Source organism: Marinobacter iranensis (assembly GCF_029207565.1).
Classification (GTDB): domain Bacteria; phylum Pseudomonadota; class Gammaproteobacteria; order Pseudomonadales; family Oleiphilaceae; genus Marinobacter; species Marinobacter iranensis.
On sequence record NZ_JANCMW010000001.1, the window covers coordinates 596397 to 613709 of the forward strand.

The 17313-nt window shown below is 56.9% G+C and carries 16 protein-coding genes; 9 read left to right on the top strand and 7 right to left on the bottom strand.

The genetic code is table 11. The features are described 5' to 3' along the window. Positions 1 to 29 precede the first annotated feature (29 nt). On the bottom strand, positions 30 to 965 hold the full coding sequence (locus NLU14_RS02815; protein ID WP_275704641.1) for a LysR family transcriptional regulator: 936 nt from the start codon (positions 963 to 965) through the stop codon (positions 30 to 32). A gap of 119 nt (positions 966 to 1084) precedes the next feature. Between NLU14_RS02815 and NLU14_RS02820 the strand changes: the two genes are divergently transcribed. The 3 genes from NLU14_RS02820 to NLU14_RS02830 all read left to right on the top strand — a co-directional run bounded on the left by NLU14_RS02820 (position 1085) and on the right by NLU14_RS02830 (position 3412). Next, a complete protein-coding gene (locus NLU14_RS02820) occupies positions 1085 to 1855 on the top strand; it encodes a ferredoxin--NADP reductase (RefSeq protein WP_275704642.1) in 771 nt (256 codons plus the stop codon). A 99-nt stretch (positions 1856 to 1954) separates the two neighbouring features. Then, positions 1955 to 2284, top strand: coding sequence for a DMT family transporter (locus tag NLU14_RS02825; protein WP_275704643.1), 330 nt, complete (start codon positions 1955 to 1957; stop codon positions 2282 to 2284). A gap of 24 nt (positions 2285 to 2308) precedes the next feature. Continuing rightward, a complete protein-coding gene (locus tag NLU14_RS02830) occupies positions 2309 to 3412 on the top strand; it encodes a hypothetical protein (RefSeq protein ID WP_275704644.1) in 1104 nt (367 codons plus the stop codon). Here the strand turns inward: NLU14_RS02830 and NLU14_RS02835 are convergent. Further along, positions 3406 to 4173, bottom strand: coding sequence for a DUF2182 domain-containing protein (locus NLU14_RS02835; RefSeq protein WP_275704645.1), 768 nt, complete (start codon positions 4171 to 4173; stop codon positions 3406 to 3408). The genes NLU14_RS02830 and NLU14_RS02835 overlap by 7 nt on opposite strands. A gap of 17 nt (positions 4174 to 4190) precedes the next feature. After that, positions 4191 to 4796, bottom strand: a complete 606-nt coding sequence (locus NLU14_RS02840) for a DUF1326 domain-containing protein (protein WP_275704646.1) — start codon at positions 4794 to 4796, stop codon at positions 4191 to 4193. A 127-nt stretch (positions 4797 to 4923) separates the two neighbouring features. On the opposite strand from NLU14_RS02840, the gene NLU14_RS02845 reads away from it, so the two are divergent. Beyond that, the gene (locus NLU14_RS02845) at positions 4924 to 6882 is read left to right on the top strand and encodes a winged helix-turn-helix domain-containing protein (RefSeq protein ID WP_275704647.1); all 1959 of its coding nucleotides are present in this window, start codon (positions 4924 to 4926) and stop codon (positions 6880 to 6882) included. 1 nt (position 6883) lies between these two features. Here NLU14_RS02845 and NLU14_RS02850 read toward each other — a convergent pair whose 3' ends face one another. Together NLU14_RS02850 and NLU14_RS02855 are read right to left on the bottom strand one after the other, a co-directional pair. Then, complete coding sequence (locus tag NLU14_RS02850; RefSeq protein WP_275704648.1) at positions 6884 to 8680, bottom strand: glycerophosphodiester phosphodiesterase family protein; 1797 nt, start codon at positions 8678 to 8680, stop codon at positions 6884 to 6886. Between the two features lie 7 nt (positions 8681 to 8687). Continuing rightward, positions 8688 to 10565 carry an LTA synthase family protein gene (locus NLU14_RS02855; RefSeq protein WP_275704649.1) on the bottom strand — a complete coding sequence of 626 codons (1878 nt, stop codon included), beginning with the start codon at positions 10563 to 10565 and terminating at the stop codon, positions 8688 to 8690. 99 nt (positions 10566 to 10664) lie between these two features. Between NLU14_RS02855 and NLU14_RS02860 the strand changes: the two genes are divergently transcribed. The 5 genes from NLU14_RS02860 to NLU14_RS02880 all read left to right on the top strand — a co-directional run bounded on the left by NLU14_RS02860 (position 10665) and on the right by NLU14_RS02880 (position 16014). Further along, positions 10665 to 11552, top strand: a complete 888-nt coding sequence (locus tag NLU14_RS02860; RefSeq protein WP_275704650.1) for a hypothetical protein — start codon at positions 10665 to 10667, stop codon at positions 11550 to 11552. Positions 11553 to 11812: 260 nt separating this feature from the next. Continuing rightward, a complete protein-coding gene (locus tag NLU14_RS02865; RefSeq protein WP_420845016.1) occupies positions 11813 to 12838 on the top strand; it encodes an amino acid ABC transporter substrate-binding protein in 1026 nt (341 codons plus the stop codon). Positions 12839 to 12932: 94 nt separating this feature from the next. After that, positions 12933 to 14120 carry an amino acid ABC transporter permease gene (locus tag NLU14_RS02870; protein WP_275704651.1) on the top strand — a complete coding sequence of 396 codons (1188 nt, stop codon included), beginning with the start codon at positions 12933 to 12935 and terminating at the stop codon, positions 14118 to 14120. After that, complete coding sequence (locus NLU14_RS02875; protein WP_420845017.1) at positions 14120 to 15205, top strand: amino acid ABC transporter permease; 1086 nt, start codon at positions 14120 to 14122, stop codon at positions 15203 to 15205. Before NLU14_RS02870 ends, NLU14_RS02875 begins: the two co-directional genes overlap by 1 nt. Before the next feature lie 98 nt (positions 15206 to 15303). Continuing rightward, a complete protein-coding gene (locus tag NLU14_RS02880; RefSeq protein ID WP_275704733.1) occupies positions 15304 to 16014 on the top strand; it encodes an amino acid ABC transporter ATP-binding protein in 711 nt (236 codons plus the stop codon). A gap of 39 nt (positions 16015 to 16053) precedes the next feature. Here NLU14_RS02880 and NLU14_RS02885 read toward each other — a convergent pair whose 3' ends face one another. Continuing rightward, positions 16054 to 16779 carry a UDP-2,3-diacylglucosamine diphosphatase gene (locus NLU14_RS02885; protein WP_275704653.1) on the bottom strand — a complete coding sequence of 242 codons (726 nt, stop codon included), beginning with the start codon at positions 16777 to 16779 and terminating at the stop codon, positions 16054 to 16056. Further along, a complete protein-coding gene (locus NLU14_RS02890) occupies positions 16776 to 17285 on the bottom strand; it encodes a peptidylprolyl isomerase (protein ID WP_275704654.1) in 510 nt (169 codons plus the stop codon). The genes NLU14_RS02885 and NLU14_RS02890 overlap by 4 nt, the downstream gene beginning before the upstream one ends. Between the last annotated feature and the right edge of the window lie 28 nt (positions 17286 to 17313).

Here is a 17313-nt window from a genome sequence, read left to right on the forward strand (position 1 = left end):
CTTCCTTGCTATGCCACCGTCCAGGGCGATCAGGTGGCTTTCCTGTCGTACAAAAGGCCGTGCTCTTCCGGCAATGGTGGGTCCTGGAGCTGTTCGCACAGGTCGATCCAACGGTCTATGCCTGCACTCCGGTACTTCTGTTTGTGCAATATAAAGTAGAAAGTCCGGTCGAACTGTCGCTCTTCGGGAACCCTCAATGGTACAAGGCTTCCCCTTCGGAACGCGTCTGCCAGGCATACCCGCGAGAGGCAGCCAATGCCCAGGTTGGCTTCCACGGCGCGTTTGATGGCTTCCGTGTGTTCCAGTTCCAGCAGTATATCCAGTTCCGGAAGCAGGCCGTGCATGCCCCGCTCGAAGGTCTGCCGTGTGCCTGAACCTGGTTCCCGCATGACCCAGGTCGCGGAGCGGAGGTCTGCATCCGAGAGTATTTCCTTTTTGGCGAAAGGATGGTCGGGGGAGCAGAAGACCACCAGTTCATCGCCCCGCCAGGGGATAACGTCCAGCTCTGAGGACTGCAATTCACCCTCAATCAGTCCGATGTCGAGCTCGAAATCACTGACACGCTTGGCGATTGTGCGGGTATTCGCCACCTCCAGGGAGACTTTCGGGTGGGTAGGGGTATTCATGTATTGGGCCATGACCCCAACGGCCAGATAGTTACCAATAGTGAGGGTTGCCCCCACTTTCAGGGCGCCCACCTCGGTATGTTTGCTGAAAGCCTGCTCCAGTTCACCGGCCTGGGCGAGCAACGCCTCTACCTTGGGACGATAAAGCCGGCCCAGCTCGTTGAGCTGCAATCGTTTGCCGACACGGTCAAAGAGCTGGATGTTAAACTGGTTCTCAAGCTCTTTTAAAGCACTACTGGCGGCAGATTGGGACATGGCGAGGGAATTGGCAGCCCGGGTGATATTCTGGAAGTGCGCCGCGGCCAGGAAAACCTCGAGTTGTCGGAAACTGAATTTCATAATCGATAATTCCGAATAAGGTTATGTGAATATCCCATTTTGTCGATAGGTTAACCCTGGGTTATTATTTACACAATGATTTTCACTCATTTGCTAACGGCTAACGAACGGGCGATACCATGAGCAATCTGAATAAAGAGCGTGTAACAAGTGTTCGCCACTGGAATGACACCCTCTTCAGTTTCACCACTACCCGTGATCCGGGATTCCGGTTCAAGAATGGCCATTTCACCATGATTGGCCTGGAAACCGATGGCAAGCCGCTGATGCGAGCCTACAGTATTGCTAGTGCCAATTATGAAGAGGAACTGGAATTTTTCTCCATCAAGGTACAGGACGGCCCACTGACGTCACGCCTGCAGCGAATTCAGGTGGGTGACGAAATCGTGGTCAGCCGGAAGCCCACGGGCACCCTGATCATGGATAACCTGCTGCCCGGCAAAAACCTCTGGCTGATCAGCACAGGCACCGGCCTGGCGCCGTTCATCAGCATCATCAAGGACCCGGAGGTCTACGAGGCGTTCGATAAGGTGATTGTTACCCACGGGGTTCGCTACAAGTCGGAACTGGCCTACCAGGAAGAGATCGAAGAGCTGCCCAACAACGAGTTTTTCGGTGAAATGGTGGAAGGTAAGCTGCTTTACTACCCAACAGTCACCCGAGAAGACTTCCGTAATACCGGTCGCCTGACCGATGCCATGGAAAACGGCAAGCTCACAAAGGACCTGGATCTGCCGGAATTTGACCTGGAGAATGACCGCTTCATGGTGTGTGGCAGCCCCAGCATGTTGAAAGACACTTGCTCCATTCTCAACAACATGGGCTTCAAGGAAGCACGCCATGGTAACCTTGGGCACTATGTGATCGAGAGGGCGTTTGTGGAGCAGTAACGCAACCGCTTCACCGCCAAACTCGAGCGTACGCGAAACCCCGAAGTGAGAACTTCGGGGTTTTTGCATCCAGAGCAAATCAATGAGGTAGGCACCGCAATGATTCAGTGGGTGTATTTGTCAGTTGCGATACTGGCGGAAGTGATCGGAACATCGTTCCTGAAGAGTTCGGAGGGTTTTACTCGCCTGGTGCCGTCCCTGGTGGTGGTTATCTCCTACATCGTGGCGTTCTACTTTCTGGCACTGACCCTGAAAACGCTGCCAGTGGGCGTTGCCTATGCAGTCTGGGCGGGGGCCGGTGTGGCGCTGATTGCCTTGGTGGGGTATCTGTTTTTCGGGCAGTCGCTGGATCTGGCCGCCATCACTGGCATCGGCCTGATCGTTGCCGGTGTTATGGTAATCAACGTATTCTCAGGCAGTATAGGTTGAAACCAATAAGCCTGAGGTGGGTGTTTGAAAAAAGCCATGGTGATCCTGGGTGTGGCGCTGATGATTGCCGCACTTGCCAGTTATGCGTCCCGGCCAGTGCCGATTGAGCACAAGCTCATATCGATCCAGGCCCGGGAAGCTTTGCCTGGTTTTGACAACATTGAGAATGAGCCAGTCGAGGTGCAGGCCGCGATCCTGGACCTGGGCGATGACCCCATGGTGCTCCTGAAGGCCCAGGCCGCTTTGCTTGCCTATCCCGACATGGCCCGCACTGTTCTTCCCCTTTACGCCTCCGAGCCGGAGTTTCGCGAGGTATTGCGCAGCTACGGTGAAAACGCCCTGCCACCCATCCATTACTTTATCCGCCAGCCGGTCAGTTCCATTGAGTGGATGAACAAGGCAGCCCGACAATACGAACGGGCCAGGGATTACATTGCGGAGCTGCGAGGCGGTGAACCCGCTGAACCTGAAAAAGCCGACCCGCTGACCCCTGAAGAGCGTGGCTGGTACGCGGTGAACTTTATCCGCAATGAAGGCCATGATTTCCTGGGGCAGTTTGTGGTGGATGACGAGGGCCGAACCCAGTGGGTCCAGACCGAACGCATTACCGAAGGTATAGCCCAGTTCTTTACCAGCGGTGTACGGCAGCTGGAGTCGGATTACCGCACTGGCGAGGATATCTCCGCCAGTGACATCGGCTGGGCCTCGGTGGATGTGCTGGTGTTCGCCAGTGCGGTCAAGGTGCTTCGCGCGGGCCGCACGGCGGCAAAGGCCACCCAGGGAGCCAGGCTTTCAACCCGGTCAGCGGCGTTGGCCGCCCGTATCACTGGTAGCGGGCGGCTGATTCTGCGCAGCGCCCGTTACGCGAAATGGCCTGTTGTCCTGGGGGTAGGGTATCTCGTGGTGGCCCACCCAAGCATCATCAATGATTTTTTCGCCGGCGTGGCCGAGGTGTTGGGTGTATCCCCGATGATGATCCAGCTTGCCGGCTGGTTACTGATTCTTGTACCGGTGTTCTATCTGGCCAGTTGGCTGTTGTGGCCCGCCATTGCGCTGCTTAAAGGGCTTCTTGCGCTTTTGCACCGGCTGGCCGGGCGAAGGCCCGGCTATTTTTCCGGTCTTCAGTGAGCCGTAGCCACCAGTACACCACTCACCATCAGAATAACGCCTGTGGCGTGACTGAATAGTCGCGGCCAGGGCACCAGTTTTTCCGCCAGGAAGTAAAGTGCCAGCCCAATCATCCATGCCAGGCTCATCACTCCACCGACAAACATCAACAGCATCAGTGCCCAGCAACAGCCGGCACAGAATACGCCATGCCGGGCACCCATAATAAAGGCGCCGGCCAGACCTTCCCGCCACTCCGTCATCAGGAAGCCGAGTGGTGACTGACACTTGCCGAGGCAGGCCTGTTTCAGGTGGCTGAACTGGAAGGCCCCGGCCACGATCAGCAAAGCCGCGCCTGACAACGGACCCACATGCCCCATCGCCGAGCTCAGCAGTGTGGTCTGATGCAGGGCCCACTGTGTAACCGCAGCGGTGATACCAAAGCTTGTCCAGACCACCAGATACCCGGCGATGAATACCCAGGTAGGTGCCATTGCCCTTTGTGACGCAATCCTGCGTTGATAAACCCGTATGTAGGTCATAATCATCGGGGCTGCCCCGGGGAGCATCATCGCCACCATCATCACAGCCCACATGATCACGCTGAGGTTCAGAAGGTGCAGGTTCCACCCGTTGGCTTCGGCTCCAGACATCGGCATGGCCATGCCACCGGAGGAATCTCCGGTGGCCAGGTAAGCCCATGCCAGTAGTGTCAGCACTACCAGGGAAGCAGCGACCAACACACGCTCCAGTGAGTGAATCTTCGCCATTGTCAGTTCCATTGCGATGACCTCCGTTGTTATGGCCCGGTGTACTCGAAAGGCGAGTAGAGCGCTGTCCGTCCGCTCAGATTCATTTGCAGTCCATGACTCTGATGACGCAGGGACCGGGACTTGGCGACCACAAGCGAATGACCGGGTGCAACTGCAAATGGGTGAGCGTTAATGGTTACATCCCGGCCATCCTGTCCTTCGATGGCGTTGATGCGGGCTTCGTGAGACTCACCGATGGTCAGGTGGCGGTGGCCTTTTTCGATGACAAAGCCGATGGGATGCTTCTCCACCGCAAGTACCTCTCCAATCATCGACGCCAGTATTTCGGGGTGGCCTCCGGCCTTGCCACCAAACACGGCACCCAGCGCCTCCTGCTGCTGCTCGTCTGCTCGTTCGTCAATGTACAGCACGGCTTTCCAGTTGCCTTCGGCCATGGGCCCCGGGGCGTTCAGCACCACGGCGATGTTCAGGTTATCCAGCGTGACCTCACCGTAGTGGCCGTTTTTAATGTGCCAGCCGACCATGGCTGTGCAGTCCCCCTCCGTCGGTGGTTCCAGATAGATGCAGGGACAGGCGCCCCTGCAGGTGCAGCTTTCAAGGTATTCCCCCTGCATTTTCCATTCGGTGCTCATATCTATACTCCTTTCGTGATGCGGGTTTGTTTGTTGTTACTGCTATTGTCAGTTATAGCCCTGAATGCGTGGTTAGAGGTGATGAGGGGATGAGAATATTATGAGAATGTAGCGGGAGGTATCTGCCATGCCCCAAAGGATGTCCGACTTGCTGGCGGCCCACGCGCATCAGACGTTCGTGGGCCGTGTTGCTGAATTGACCACTCTGGGAACCCTGCTGGAACCGCACGGGCCACGGATATTGCATGTTCACGGCATTGCCGGTATTGGCAAATCTACCCTGCTGGCTCGTTTTTCAGGCATTGCCCGGGCTCAGGGAGCGACAGTCATCCAGCTTGACTGTCGCCATGTGGAGCCCACCGAGCAAGGTGTTGTCAGGGCGCTGGGTGAGGCAATTGGTGTATCAGCGCTGAATACCGGAGTGGTTGTGGACCGTCTGGGCGATCTCGGAGGCGTTGTTATCCTGGCTTTTGATACCTTCGAGGTTTTCCAGCTGTTGGACACTTGGTTCAGGCAGGTGTTCACGCCATCGCTCCCCGAGAACGTAAGGGTTGTGCTGCTTGGTCGTCAGCCGCCAGGCGCGGCGTGGTATGCATGCGCGGGGTGGGGCCAGGTTATGCAGGCGGTGCCCGTGCCATCGCTGACAGAAAAGGAAGCGGAAGATTTTTTGCTGAGCCAGGGCATCAATAAGGCGGATGGGGCAATGATTGCCCGTTCTACCCATGGCCATCCATTGGCACTGAAACTGGCAGCAGCTGCCCTGCGGGAGTCAGCGCCTGAGCACTGGCCTACAGGTGCCCCGTTACAGCATGCCCTGGACGAGCTGACACGTATTTTCCTTGAGGATGTGGGCGATGCGGTCACCAGGCGGGTGCTTGAAGGATCAGCTGTCGTTCGTCGGGTGACGATCTCGCTGCTGCAGGCGCTATTTCCGGATCTCGCACCCCAGGATGCGTGGGAGCGTTTGCGCCGTTTACCGTTCGTGGATGGCGCCAGTGATGGATTGATGATTCATGATGCTGTTCGGGAAGCCATTGCACGATCCCTTCATGCCAGCGATCCCGGGCGTTATCTCGAATACCGGCGGGCTGCCTGGCGACAATTAACCCGTGAGGCGGGCTCTGCCGGAGGTGGCGATCTCTGGCGCTATACCGCGGACATGCTGTTCATGATTGAGAACCCGGTGGTACGGGAAGCCTTCTTTCCCAGTGGCTCTCCGACGTTGACCGTGGAATTGGCGAGTGCTGCTGATGAGCGGGCGCTGGCAGATATTGCGCACGCCTGCGAAGGCGTTGAGGCCGCTGACGCCATTCTTACATGGTGGCGTCGTTTACCGCAGGCATTTTCTTCGGTCCGAGACAGTGAAGGTCATATGGTCGGCTTTTACTGCAAGTTCCGATCGGATGAGGTTGAGCCCGGTTGGTTGTTGGACGACCCGATTATGGATCAATGGTATTCACACCTGAAACACCACCCGATGCCAAGGGGCGAAATTGCCCTGTTCTGCCGCCGCTGGCTGAGTATTGAAGACCGAGATTCTCCGGGGGATGTACAGGCAGCGGTCTGGTTGGACCTGAAGCGAACCTACATGGAGCTGAGGCCCGAGCTCCGCCGTGTTTATCTGGCCGTGATGAACATAGGCGACTATGCTGCCGTTGCCCGGCGCCTGGGATTTGAAGTGCTGACAGATCGAACCATTGTACTGGATGGCCACCACTATCACTCCGCCGTGCTCGACTTTGGCCCGGCCTCGGTGGATGGCTGGCTGGCGGATCTTGCGGCTGCGGAACTGGGTGTTCAGCGCGAAGTGGAACTGCTGGACCCGGATGCCAGGGAGTTGGTGCTTGATGAGGGCAGGGTGACCCTGACACCACTTGAGTTCGGGGTCATGCGCTACCTGGTTGCCCGTCAGGGCAAAGCAGTCTCCCGCAGCGAACTGTTGAGGGATGTCTGGGGAACCCGCTACGAGGGTGGCAGCAATGTGGTTGACGCGGTGGTGCGTACCCTGCGCAGAAAGCTAGGCAACCGAGCCACCCGTGTCGAAACCGTTACTGGCTTCGGATATCGGTTACGTTCGCGCGATTAGGCTAGCGCAACCAGTTTCGCAGTTTGACGACTAACAGCTCCGCGTCGGTCAGTCCCCGCCGTTGCTCCAGGAGCTCCGCCAGTACTGCGGGCCGATCCGTGATAATGTTGTCCACGCCCATATCAATAAACCGTGACATGGCGCGGGGACTATTGACGGTCCAGACATGCAGTTCGTTATCAGCCCGGTGGGTTTGGGCAACCGTGGTGGGCGTGACCCTGTTCTGCCGCAGGCCCAGATTGTCAAAACTCTGTTCCCAAAGTGGGCCGACGATGAATTGTGCCAGCAGGGTGGTTTTCAGTGCTGGCTCAAGCCTGCGAGCCTTTGCCAGGACGTACCATTCGGCGGCAGCAATGACGGTGCCGTCAACCGCATCCATTTGCTGGAGCAGGCCGACAACTTTCCGGGTCAGTCCGGGACTGTCCGGGTCTGGTTTTATATCCACGTACAGTTTGGCTTTGCCCCTGGTGGCGGAAATGACTTCTTCCAACGTGGCGATTCGTTCGCCGCTGAAGGCCGGGCCAAACCAGGAGCCCGCATCCCTGCTGCGGGCCTCCTCCAGACTGATGTCGGAGATCTTCCCGGCAAGCCCGAACACCCGTCGCATATCGCTGTCGTGCCAGAGTACCGGTACGCCATCCGCGGTCATGCGGACATCAACTTCAATGTAGTCGGCGCCGTCCTGAACAGCCTGTTCAATGGCGCTCAGGGTGTTTTCAGGTGCCTTGAAGGCGCTGCCCCTGTGGGCAGTTATGGCAACCTCGTCCTGTTGCTCGAAAGATTGCAACACGAACCAGGCCTGGGTGACGGCAAGGACGAGGATCAGAAGCTCGGCTGTCCAGGCCAGCGGGGCGGCCTGTTCAGGCAGGTCTTTAACGGGGACCTGTCGGTGGTGGCCGGTCGCCTGCCTGTAAACGCTGTACAGCAGCATGCTGTAGGCTGCCATGCCGACGAAGGCGACGGTAAGCGTAAAGAGGATATAAAGGGCGATAAAACCCAGAGTAACGGGCACGAGCACATCCATTCGCTCGGGCAGAGCAGTCAGTATCTGGCTACCCATAGCCTGGAACACCCATGTTACCAGAATAGGCAGCAGGATCAGCCCGGCCAGGCCGGATATGAGCGCCCCCGTTGCTGGTAGCCGTTGGCCATGAACATAACGACTGCTTCGCCTGAGCGCGTCCCGCGCGTCGAGACCATCAAGCAGGACCAGCGGAACGGACAGTATCCAGCGCAGATAGAGCCAGCCATTACAAAGGGTGATCCCCAGCGCTGCCACGCCGGAAATACCCATGAACCACCAGACCACTGGTGGTCGTTCCAGTTTCAGATAGTAAAGGTCATGGGAGGACAGCAACCACTGATAGGCAAGGACAATCGCAAGTAAAAACGGCAATGCCGTCAGGAGGTGGCCCCCCACCTGCAACAGGGTCAGGGACAGTAACCGTTTGAAATGGCGGGCCAGGGCCCAGAGCGCGGAAATGGCTATCCGATATTCCCGGCGCCCACCTGAGGCGGCGATCCAGGTCATTCCCGCCTGTTGAAGGACGACCAGAAGAGCGGTAAGGCTCGCCGTTGCTGCTAGCCAAACCAGGCCACCGGGAGACACCACGAACTGGACTAGTCCACCTGTGCTGATCGCTGCCTGGCCGGTAATGGGACGAAGGGCTGCCAACGCTCCTGAGAAGAGTGGCGTGAGTGCTGCCAGGGCCAGGCCGGTAAAAAACAGGTAAAAAGCCAATAGTGCCCGGCGATGAATGTGCAGGAATGCCAGTGTATGCAGTGCAAGGATCTTCATTTCCGGCTCAGGGGGTTTCCGCGGGTTTCATCCGCGCTGCCCTGTTAAACAGCGCGGTGCGTTCCTCGAAGGTCAGGAAAGGTTCCGCATCCGTCTGCTCCAGTGTGCCGAACAGGCGCTCCGGCTCAAAACGCCAGCTACTGCAGTTTGTCATGAGTTCGCTGCAGCTCAGCAATTGTCCCGACTCCCGGAGGAAATACTTGAGCCCTGTGTAAGTGTCTGCCAGAAGCAGGTTCCGGGGGTTGCCTTGCTGCCTCACCAGTAGACTCCGACCGATCATATCGCCGGCTTTCTTGCTGAACCCGGTAACGTCCAGGATGGTTGGCGGAATATCAATCTGGGCGACGATCTGGTCCCGATCAGCGTAGCGCTCCAGTGAATCCCTGTCTGGAGGACGCAGGGCCAGCACACCGACATTACTGTTCAGCGGTATGGATTCGTGGTCTTTCCTGATGAAGCCGCCGGATTCATCGGAGGTAACGATCACCAGGGTGTCGTCAAGAATACCGTCGGACGCCAGGCCGTTGAGGAAGCGATTCAGTGATTCCTCCATGGTTTTCATCGCCATCCGCCGCGCTTCCTGTGGCTCTGGTGTAATGTCCTCGGCATCCAGCTTGCCATCGGAGTCCTGTTTTTCTCGTTCCTCTTGCTCCTCCCTCTTTTCGCCAATATTGAAAGGGTGGTGAGTGCCTACGTTCAGCAGTGTGACCAGCCATGGAGACGTTTGTGAGTCCAGTTGCCGGAGGCGTTGTGCGATGTTGTCGAAATAGACCGGGTCTGGCGGCCCCCACCCCTCTACCTCGTCCTCGGGCCCGTTGAAAATGCCGGCGCCGGTTACGTCGATGAATCCTGCCTTGGGCATAAATTCACCTTTCTGCATGTAGTCGAGCGGGGCGGCCTGCCAGTAAGCGGTGTGATAGCCATGCTCCTTGAGGCGGCCCGGCATGCAGTCCACTTCGGCGCGGTCTTCGGCGACATCAACCATTTTCCGGGATTGCCTGCGGAAATCCGGATATTCGCCGCAAAGGATGGCGAAGGTGCCGCGATTCGTCTGCCGATCCATGCTCAGTGCGTTGCGGTATATGCGAAAACCGTGTCGGCGCAGGTTCGTTTCGAGATTGGCCAACTCAACGGTCGGGTCCAGTTCGTGATAGTCACTCAGGCTCGGGAAGTAGCCGCCCGACAAGCCCTCAACCATGATCAGCAGCACATTGGGTGGCTCCTCCACATTGGGGGTAGCAACCTGGTGACGAAAGAAGCTGGCGCCTTCAAGGGTTTCTTTTGGCGTGGTGGCGGATTCTGTGACAGTGAGTAGCTTCGTGCTGACAGGGGCAATGAGAGCGCCGGGTATTTGGGAGAAAAAGCTGGCAACAAGATTGTTGGCTGGTGTCGTAAGACTCTGAAAGGAGATGCCGTAAACCACCGTTACAAGTACAGCGAGCACGACTTGCCCACTGTGACCGGCCAACGGCGTTTCAGGTTTGATACTGCGGTGGAGTCGATGAAGTAACCAGGCAAGGAAAATATAGATTGGAAGCCACAGTGAGTGAACGTTGATCAGGCTGCCGGTGACAAAGGTAGGGTCGACACTCTTGCCGATGAGCGACAACTGGAACAGTGTCCCGTGTACCGTCAGGTGCATGCCTGCAACGAAGGCCGCACATCCAAGTACTATGACCAGGATGGCCCTGAAGACACCTGTTGTTACAGTCAGTAAGACAGCAAGAATGAATGCACCGGCCAGGTCGCTGGCAATCATCGCAGAGGTATCGGGCCAGACACCGCTTTGCAATACGTAGCTCGCCCTGACGGCCACCAGCCAGCAGAATGCTAAAAGCATCGTTTTGCAGAAGTGTCTGGTCATGAGCCCCGAGAAAAATGCCATAGTGTCGTCCGGTGTTTAATCCTGATTCAGGCCGTCAGTGTTGCAGTGAGAGGCCCTGTGTCTACCAAACAGATTATCGATACCGGCTGGAGGCTGGCAATGTCGCGAGACGTTTATGAAGCACTGTTAATCGGGCTGCTGCTCGTATTTACTTTTACCGGCTGCTCAGACGGTAATACACCGGAGCTATCGGAAAAGGCACTCAATGAGGATAAGGCACGTGATGAGAGCGTGCCGGAGATTGATCTGAACCGCGCCGAACTCGACTGGATCGGCCAGCAGGTGTTCCGTAATGAGTGTTCCGCCAAGACAACCTGCCTGGTGCACTGGAATGAAGGGGAGGCATTTCCGTCTCTCGGGATCGGGCACTTCATCTGGTACCCGTCCGGCGTGGATGGTCGGTTTGTCGAAAGCTTTCCTGCATTGATCCGGTATATGTCCGAGCACAATGCTCCATTACCGCGCTGGCTGGCAAGACTCGATCCATTTGATGCTCCATGGCCGGACAGGGCGGCTTATCTCAAGGTGGCCGATTCCGCTCGCATTACCGAGCTGCGTGAGTTTCTGGATGCAACCCGGGATCTCCAGGCCGGGTTCATCGTCCAGCGCGCAAGTGACTCGTTGTCGCGCATCGTGCAAGCGGCGCCGGCCTCTCAGGCGTCACGCGTCCGACAGCACCTTGAATCCCTGGTCAGCACGCCAGGCGGAGTTTATGCGGTAATCGACTACGTCAACTTCAAGGGCGAGGGGTTGTCGTCCGCCGAGCAATATAACGGCGATGGATGGGGGCTACTGCAGGTCCTGATTAACATGGAGGAAGACGCCAGGCCCACCGTGGAACAATTTCGGATGGCAGCCGCTGAGGTGCTGAGCCGTCGGGCTGAAAACGCAGACGACTCAATCGAGAAAGAGCGTTGGCTGCCGGGTTGGCTCCGGCGCCTGGAAACCTATCGTGAGCCAGTTTCAGCTCCATCCGCACCAAAATAATTCACGAAAACTGGTCCATTTCCCGAACGGCTTCTACTTTATAATGGAGCGGTCGGGAAAATGCCTGCCCCATGGTCCCTCTGTCTGCGCTGAAGCAAGGCGAAGGCTGCACAATCTTGAGGCCAGTTGCGGGTTTTGTGCGTTTTCTCAGGCGGCTTGTATGAAAAACAAATATTATAAATCAACACGTTGGTATATCTGGCTCGTAAATTGCTCATATTCGGTGCACCTCTAACCAACGGAATTTTGGAGATACGATAATGAAAAACACCAAGTCGATTGCAGTCGGCGCAGTCATGCTGTGCAGTGTGTTTACCGCTTCGGTGGCCAGCGCGGCTACAACGCTCGAGAGTGTCAAGGAAAAAGGACATCTGCAGTGTGGTGTAACAACAGGCCTGCCGGGGTTCTCCCAGCCGGATGACAAGGGTAATTGGACCGGTATCGATGTGGATACCTGTCGCGCCGTTGCTGCCGCCGTTTTCGGCGACCCGAAAGCAGTGCAGTTCACGCCGCTGACTGCAAAGGAACGTTTTACCGCACTCCAGTCCGGCGAGATCGATATGCTCTCGCGGAACACCACCTGGACCCTGACGAGAGATGCCTCCCTCGGCCTGAACTTCGCCGGCGTCAATTATTACGACGGCCAGGGCTTCCTGGTCAAAAAGGACCTGGGTGTGGATGAAGCGTCACAACTCAGCGGCGCGACAATCTGTATCCAGGCGGGTACCACCACCGAACTGAACCTGGCGGATTACTTCCGTGCCAAGGGTATGGACTTCAAGCCACTGGTGTTCGATACCTCCGAGCAGACAGTACAGGGTTTTGCTTCCGGCCGTTGTGATGTGCTGACATCCGACCGTTCGCAGCTTGCAGCCTTACGCTCAAAGCTGGCTGAGCCGGATTCCGCCAAAATCCTCCCGGAAACCATTTCCAAGGAGCCGCTGGGTCCGGTTGTTCGCCAGGGTGATGACCAGTGGTTCAATATTGTGAAGTGGGTGCTCTCCGTTCAGATCAATGCCGAAGAATTGGGTGTTTCATCGTCCAATGTGGATGACATGTTGAAGTCCGACAACCCCAATATCCAGCGTCTGCTGGGTACTGACGGCGACATGGGCGCCAAGCTCGGCCTGCCGGATGACTTTGGCTATGCCATCGTGAAGGGCGTTGGCAACTACGGCGAGATGTACAACCGTAACGTTGGCCCGGACACACCTCTTGGCCTTGACCGCGGTCTTAACGCGCTTTGGACTGAAGGCGGCATCATGTATGCGCCGCCAGTACGTTAATTCCTGAAAGCAATTCAGCGGGGCGGTGGCGGTTGTCGCCGCTCCCTGAGTTCTGTGATGTGTTCAACCGCAGGTTTGCTTTCCGGGAACAAGCATGAAAAACCAGAATATTGATTCCAGGCCCGCGGGCCCAAAGCCCTGGTACGACCCACAGGTCCGTTCCATCTTCTTTCAGATTGTCGCTATCTCTCTGGTCTTCTGGGCTGGCTGGACGCTAGTGGACAATACCCTCTCCAACATGGAAAGCCGTGGCATCAGTACCGGTTTCGGTTTCCTCGGAGAATCGGCCGGTTTCGGCATCATCATGCACCTGATCCCTTTTGATGCGACCATGTCTTATGGCCGCACATTCTTCGTCGGGCTGCTTAATACCTTACTGGTGTCGGCAATGGGCATTGTGACGGCCACCATCATCGGCTTTGTCGTTGGTGTGGCGAGGCTGTCCACGAACTGGCTGGTTGCCAAGCTGGCACTGACCTACATAGAGGTCATCCGTAACATTCCGCTGCTGTTGCAGATATTCTTCTGGTACTTCGCGGTACTGCGAAACCTGCCTTCACCTCGCCAGACAATGGATGTGGGTGACTGGCTGTTCCTGAACAACCGTGGGCTCTACATGCCTGAGCCTTTCGCCCAGGACGGCTTTGGCCTGGTTTATGGTGCACTTACTGTGGCTATTATCGGGACTGTTGCCTTGCGCCGCTGGTCCAGGAAGCGGCAACTTGAAACCGGTGAAATCTTCCCGGTATTCAAGGTTGGCGTTGGTCTTATCGTCGGGCTGCCGGTCATTGCTTACTTCCTGGCTGGCCAGCCCCTGCAGTGGGAGATTCCGGAGCTTCAGGGCTTCAACTTCGGAGGTGGCTTCGTCATCATCCCGGAACTCGCCGCGCTCTGGGTTGCACTGTCGCTCTACACCGCCAGTTTTATCGCAGAGATTGTGCGCTCCGGTATCCTTTCGGTGAGCAAGGGGCAGACCGAAGCCTCCAAGGCATTGGGTCTTCCGGCCAACCTTACTCTCAGGTTGGTGGTGATTCCCCAGGCTATGCGGGTCATCATTCCACCGCTAACCAGCCAGTACCTGAACCTCGTCAAGAACTCCTCCCTGGCAACCGCTATCGGTTATCCCGACCTGGTGGCTGTGTTTATGGGAACAACCCTGAACCAGACGGGGCAGGCGGTTGAGGTTGTGGCGATCACCATGGCGGTCTATCTGACCATCAGTTTGCTGATTTCCCTTTTCATGAACATCTACAACCGGGCCGTGGCCATTAAGGAACGATGATGACCGAGTCTGAAGTACAACGACCCAAAAAGGCACTCGCCCCCGTCAAGTGGATACGTTCAAACCTGTTCTCTTCCTGGTACAACACACTGCTGACGGTGGTTATTGGCTACCTGGTGCTGACCAGTATTGCACCCCTGATGAACTGGTTGTTCCTGGAGGCCACTTTCACGGGGGCTGAGCCCAGTGATTGCGCAGGCGAGGGCGCCTGTTGGCTCTTTATCAACCAGCGCCTGAACTTCTTTATCTACGGGTTTTATCCCGATGATCTGCAGTGGCGGGTGGATGCGATGTTTATCCTGCTTGCCGTTGCCTTCGTGCCCCAGTTCATTGAAGGCTTTCCGGCCCGCAAATGGCTGGGTATCTTCGGGCTGACCGGGCTGCCGGTGATCGGCTTTTTCATGATTCCTGGTGGGCTTTTCGGTCTTGAACCGGTGGAAAGCAGCAAATGGGGCGGGTTGATGCTGACGCTGATACTGGCCTACATCGGCATTATCGCTTCGTTGCCGATTGGCACTTTGTTGGCCCTCGGCCGGCGGTCCGAAATGCCTGTTATCCGTGGGTTGAGCGTAGTGTTCATCGAAGTCTGGCGGGCGGTTCCACTCATAACCGTGCTGTTTATGGCCTCGGTTATGTTGCCGCTGTTCCTCCCCGAAGGCATGAGCTTCGAGAAGCTGGCGCGCGCCCTGATAGGCATCACGCTATGGCAGTCGGCCTATATGGCGGAGGTAATTCGTGGTGGACTGCAGGCGATACCCCGTGGCCAATATGAGGCCGCCAGCGCGCTCGGGCTTGGCTACTGGAAAAAAATGGGGCTGGTGATATTGCCGCAGGCCCTGACCATGGTGATTCCCGGCATCGTGAACACCTTCATATCGCTTTTCAAGGACACCACGCTGGTGTTGATTATCGGCTTGTTCGACATCCTTGGAACCGTGCAATCGACCGTAACCGACCCGGCCTGGCAGAACGTCGCCGTGGAAGGTTATGTGTTTGTCGCCTTCTGTTTCTGGGTCTTCTGTTTCGGTATTTCCCGCTACAGCCAGAACCTGGAACGTAAACTCGACACCGGTCATAAAACCTGATGGGTAACCCTATGACAGAACAGACTCAGGCGCCCGAGGCGCAGCCATCATCCCCGGGGCCGGCCAGCGGAAAGCCGGACATCATACGCGTTGAGGGTATGCATAAGTGGTATGGCGACTTCCATGTACTGAAGAATCTTAACCTGAACGTGCAACAGGGGGAGCGCATTGTTATCTGTGGCCCGTCAGGGTCCGGAAAATCGACGTTTATTCGCTGTATCAACCGACTGGAAGAACACCAGAAGGGCAAGATCATCGTGGACGATGTCGAGCTTACCGACGACGTGCGCCAGATCGACAGCGTGCGCAAGGAAGTGGGCATGGTGTTCCAGCACTTCAACCTGTTTCCCCACCTGACGGTGCTGGAAAATTGCTGCCTGTCACCCATTTGGGTAAGGAAGACACCACGAAAGGAGGCTGAGGCATCGGCGATGGAGTACCTTGAACGCGTAAGGATTCCGGAACAGGCCGACAAGTACCCCGGGCAATTGTCTGGAGGTCAGCAGCAGCGGGTCGCAATTGCCCGGGCGCTGTGCATGAAGCCGAAAATCATGCTGTTTGATGAGCCTACCTCGGCACTTGATCCTGAAATGATCAAGGAAGTGCTGGATGTCATGATCGAGCTGGCTGGAAGCGGTATGACCATGCTTTGTGTGACGCATGAGATGGGATTCGCCAAAACCGTGGCCGACAGGGTGATCTTTATGGATGGTGGTGAAATCGTCGAGGGCGCGCCGCCCAGGGAGTTTTTCACCAACCCCAGGGAAGCCAGGACTCAGAAGTTCCTGGAGCAGATTCTACAGCACTGAGGGTGAAACCTGGCCGGGCTTCGGAACCCGGCCAGGGTATCATAGCGGGTGTTTTCTCAGTACCGGTTCCTGGCCGGACTCCACTTCCAGCCACCAGACATTTTCGTCCCAGTCCCCCAGTACAATACGCCTGGCAGGCTTGCCGCCGGCTTCCAGTTCATGAACCGCCGGGCGGTGGGTGTGGCCGTGAATCAGGCGTTGCACACCGCGGGCTTCCATTTCCTTCACCACCTCGTCGGGGGTGACATCCATAATGAACTCTTCCTTGCCCTTGTTCTTGGCCATGCTGATTTCCCGCAACTGCCGGGCCATCTGCTGGCGCTCGGCCAGGGGACGCTGAAGAATCATTTGCTGCCACTGAGGGTTGCGCATGTTGGCGCGGAACTTCTGGTACTCCACATCGGCGGTGCACAGGCTGTCACCGTGCATCAGCAAGGTGGGCGTGCCATACAGATCCACAACGGTTGGGTCGTCAAGCAGGGTGGCGCCGATACGGTTGCAGTAATCCTCGCCAATCAGGAAGTCCCGGTTGCCATGCATCAGGAACAGTTCCGTGCCGGTGTTGCTGACTGCACGCAACGCCTCCGCCACCTGTTCCTGGAGTGGCGTCCGCTCGTCGTCACCAATCCAGGCCTCGAAAAAGTCTCCCAGGATGTAGAGCTTCTCTACGCCCCGGGCCTTTTCGTCCAGGAAAGCCAGGAAGGCATTGGTAATGTCCGGCCGGGACTCTTCCAGATGCAAGTCAGAGATGAACAGCGTGGTCACGCCGCGCCTCCATCCTCTACAACTTCGGCTTTCTCAATTACCACGTCTTCGGCGGGAACATCCTGGTGTCCGGAGCGCATGGTGGTGCGCACGGAGCGGATGGCGTTGACCGTGTCCATGCCTTCCATCACCTTGCCAAACACACAGTAGCCCCAACCTTCAGCGTTCTCGGCGGTATGGTCGAGGAAACCGTTGTTCTCGACGTTGATGAAAAACTGTGCAGTCGCGGAATGAGGGTCCATGGTGCGGGCCATGGCGACAGTGCCCTGCATGTTGCTCAGGCCGTTGTTGGCCTCATTTTTGATTGGCTCACGGGTCTTGCGCGGGGTCATGCCTGGTTCGAAACCACCACCCTGGATCATGAAGTTGCTGATCACACGGTGAAAAACAAGGCCATCGTAAAAGCCGTCGCGAACATACTGTTCAAAGTTCTTGGCCGTCTCCGGGGCGTTGTCGTAATCCAGTTCCAGTGTGATATCACCGTGGGAAGTTTTCAGCAGAATCATCAGGGTTTCCTGTTCAAATGGGTATAAA

Excerpts from the sequence above, each read along its gene's own strand:
- NLU14_RS02890 (WP_275704654.1), bottom strand. The coding sequence starts at position 17,285 with ATGATTCTGCTGAAAACTTCCCACGGTGATATCACACTGGAACTGGAT.
- NLU14_RS02845 (WP_275704647.1), top strand. The coding sequence starts at position 4,924 with ATGCCCCAAAGGATGTCCGACTTGCTGGCGGCCCACGCGCATCAGACG.
- NLU14_RS02825 (WP_275704643.1), top strand. The coding sequence starts at position 1,955 with ATGATTCAGTGGGTGTATTTGTCAGTTGCGATACTGGCGGAAGTGATC.
- NLU14_RS02815 (WP_275704641.1), bottom strand. The coding sequence starts at position 965 with ATGAAATTCAGTTTCCGACAACTCGAGGTTTTCCTGGCCGCGGCGCAC.
- NLU14_RS02835 (WP_275704645.1), bottom strand. The coding sequence starts at position 4,173 with ATGGAACTGACAATGGCGAAGATTCACTCACTGGAGCGTGTGTTGGTC.
- NLU14_RS02870 (WP_275704651.1), top strand. The coding sequence starts at position 12,933 with ATGAAAAACCAGAATATTGATTCCAGGCCCGCGGGCCCAAAGCCCTGG.
- NLU14_RS02880 (WP_275704733.1), top strand. The coding sequence starts at position 15,304 with ATGCATAAGTGGTATGGCGACTTCCATGTACTGAAGAATCTTAACCTG.
- NLU14_RS02850 (WP_275704648.1), bottom strand. The coding sequence starts at position 8,680 with ATGAAGATCCTTGCACTGCATACACTGGCATTCCTGCACATTCATCGC.
- NLU14_RS02875 (WP_420845017.1), top strand. The coding sequence starts at position 14,120 with ATGACCGAGTCTGAAGTACAACGACCCAAAAAGGCACTCGCCCCCGTC.
- NLU14_RS02840 (WP_275704646.1), bottom strand. The coding sequence starts at position 4,796 with ATGAGCACCGAATGGAAAATGCAGGGGGAATACCTTGAAAGCTGCACC.
- NLU14_RS02860 (WP_275704650.1), top strand. The coding sequence starts at position 10,665 with ATGTCGCGAGACGTTTATGAAGCACTGTTAATCGGGCTGCTGCTCGTA.
- NLU14_RS02820 (WP_275704642.1), top strand. The coding sequence starts at position 1,085 with ATGAGCAATCTGAATAAAGAGCGTGTAACAAGTGTTCGCCACTGGAAT.
- NLU14_RS02865 (WP_420845016.1), top strand. The coding sequence starts at position 11,813 with ATGAAAAACACCAAGTCGATTGCAGTCGGCGCAGTCATGCTGTGCAGT.
- NLU14_RS02855 (WP_275704649.1), bottom strand. The coding sequence starts at position 10,565 with ATGGCATTTTTCTCGGGGCTCATGACCAGACACTTCTGCAAAACGATG.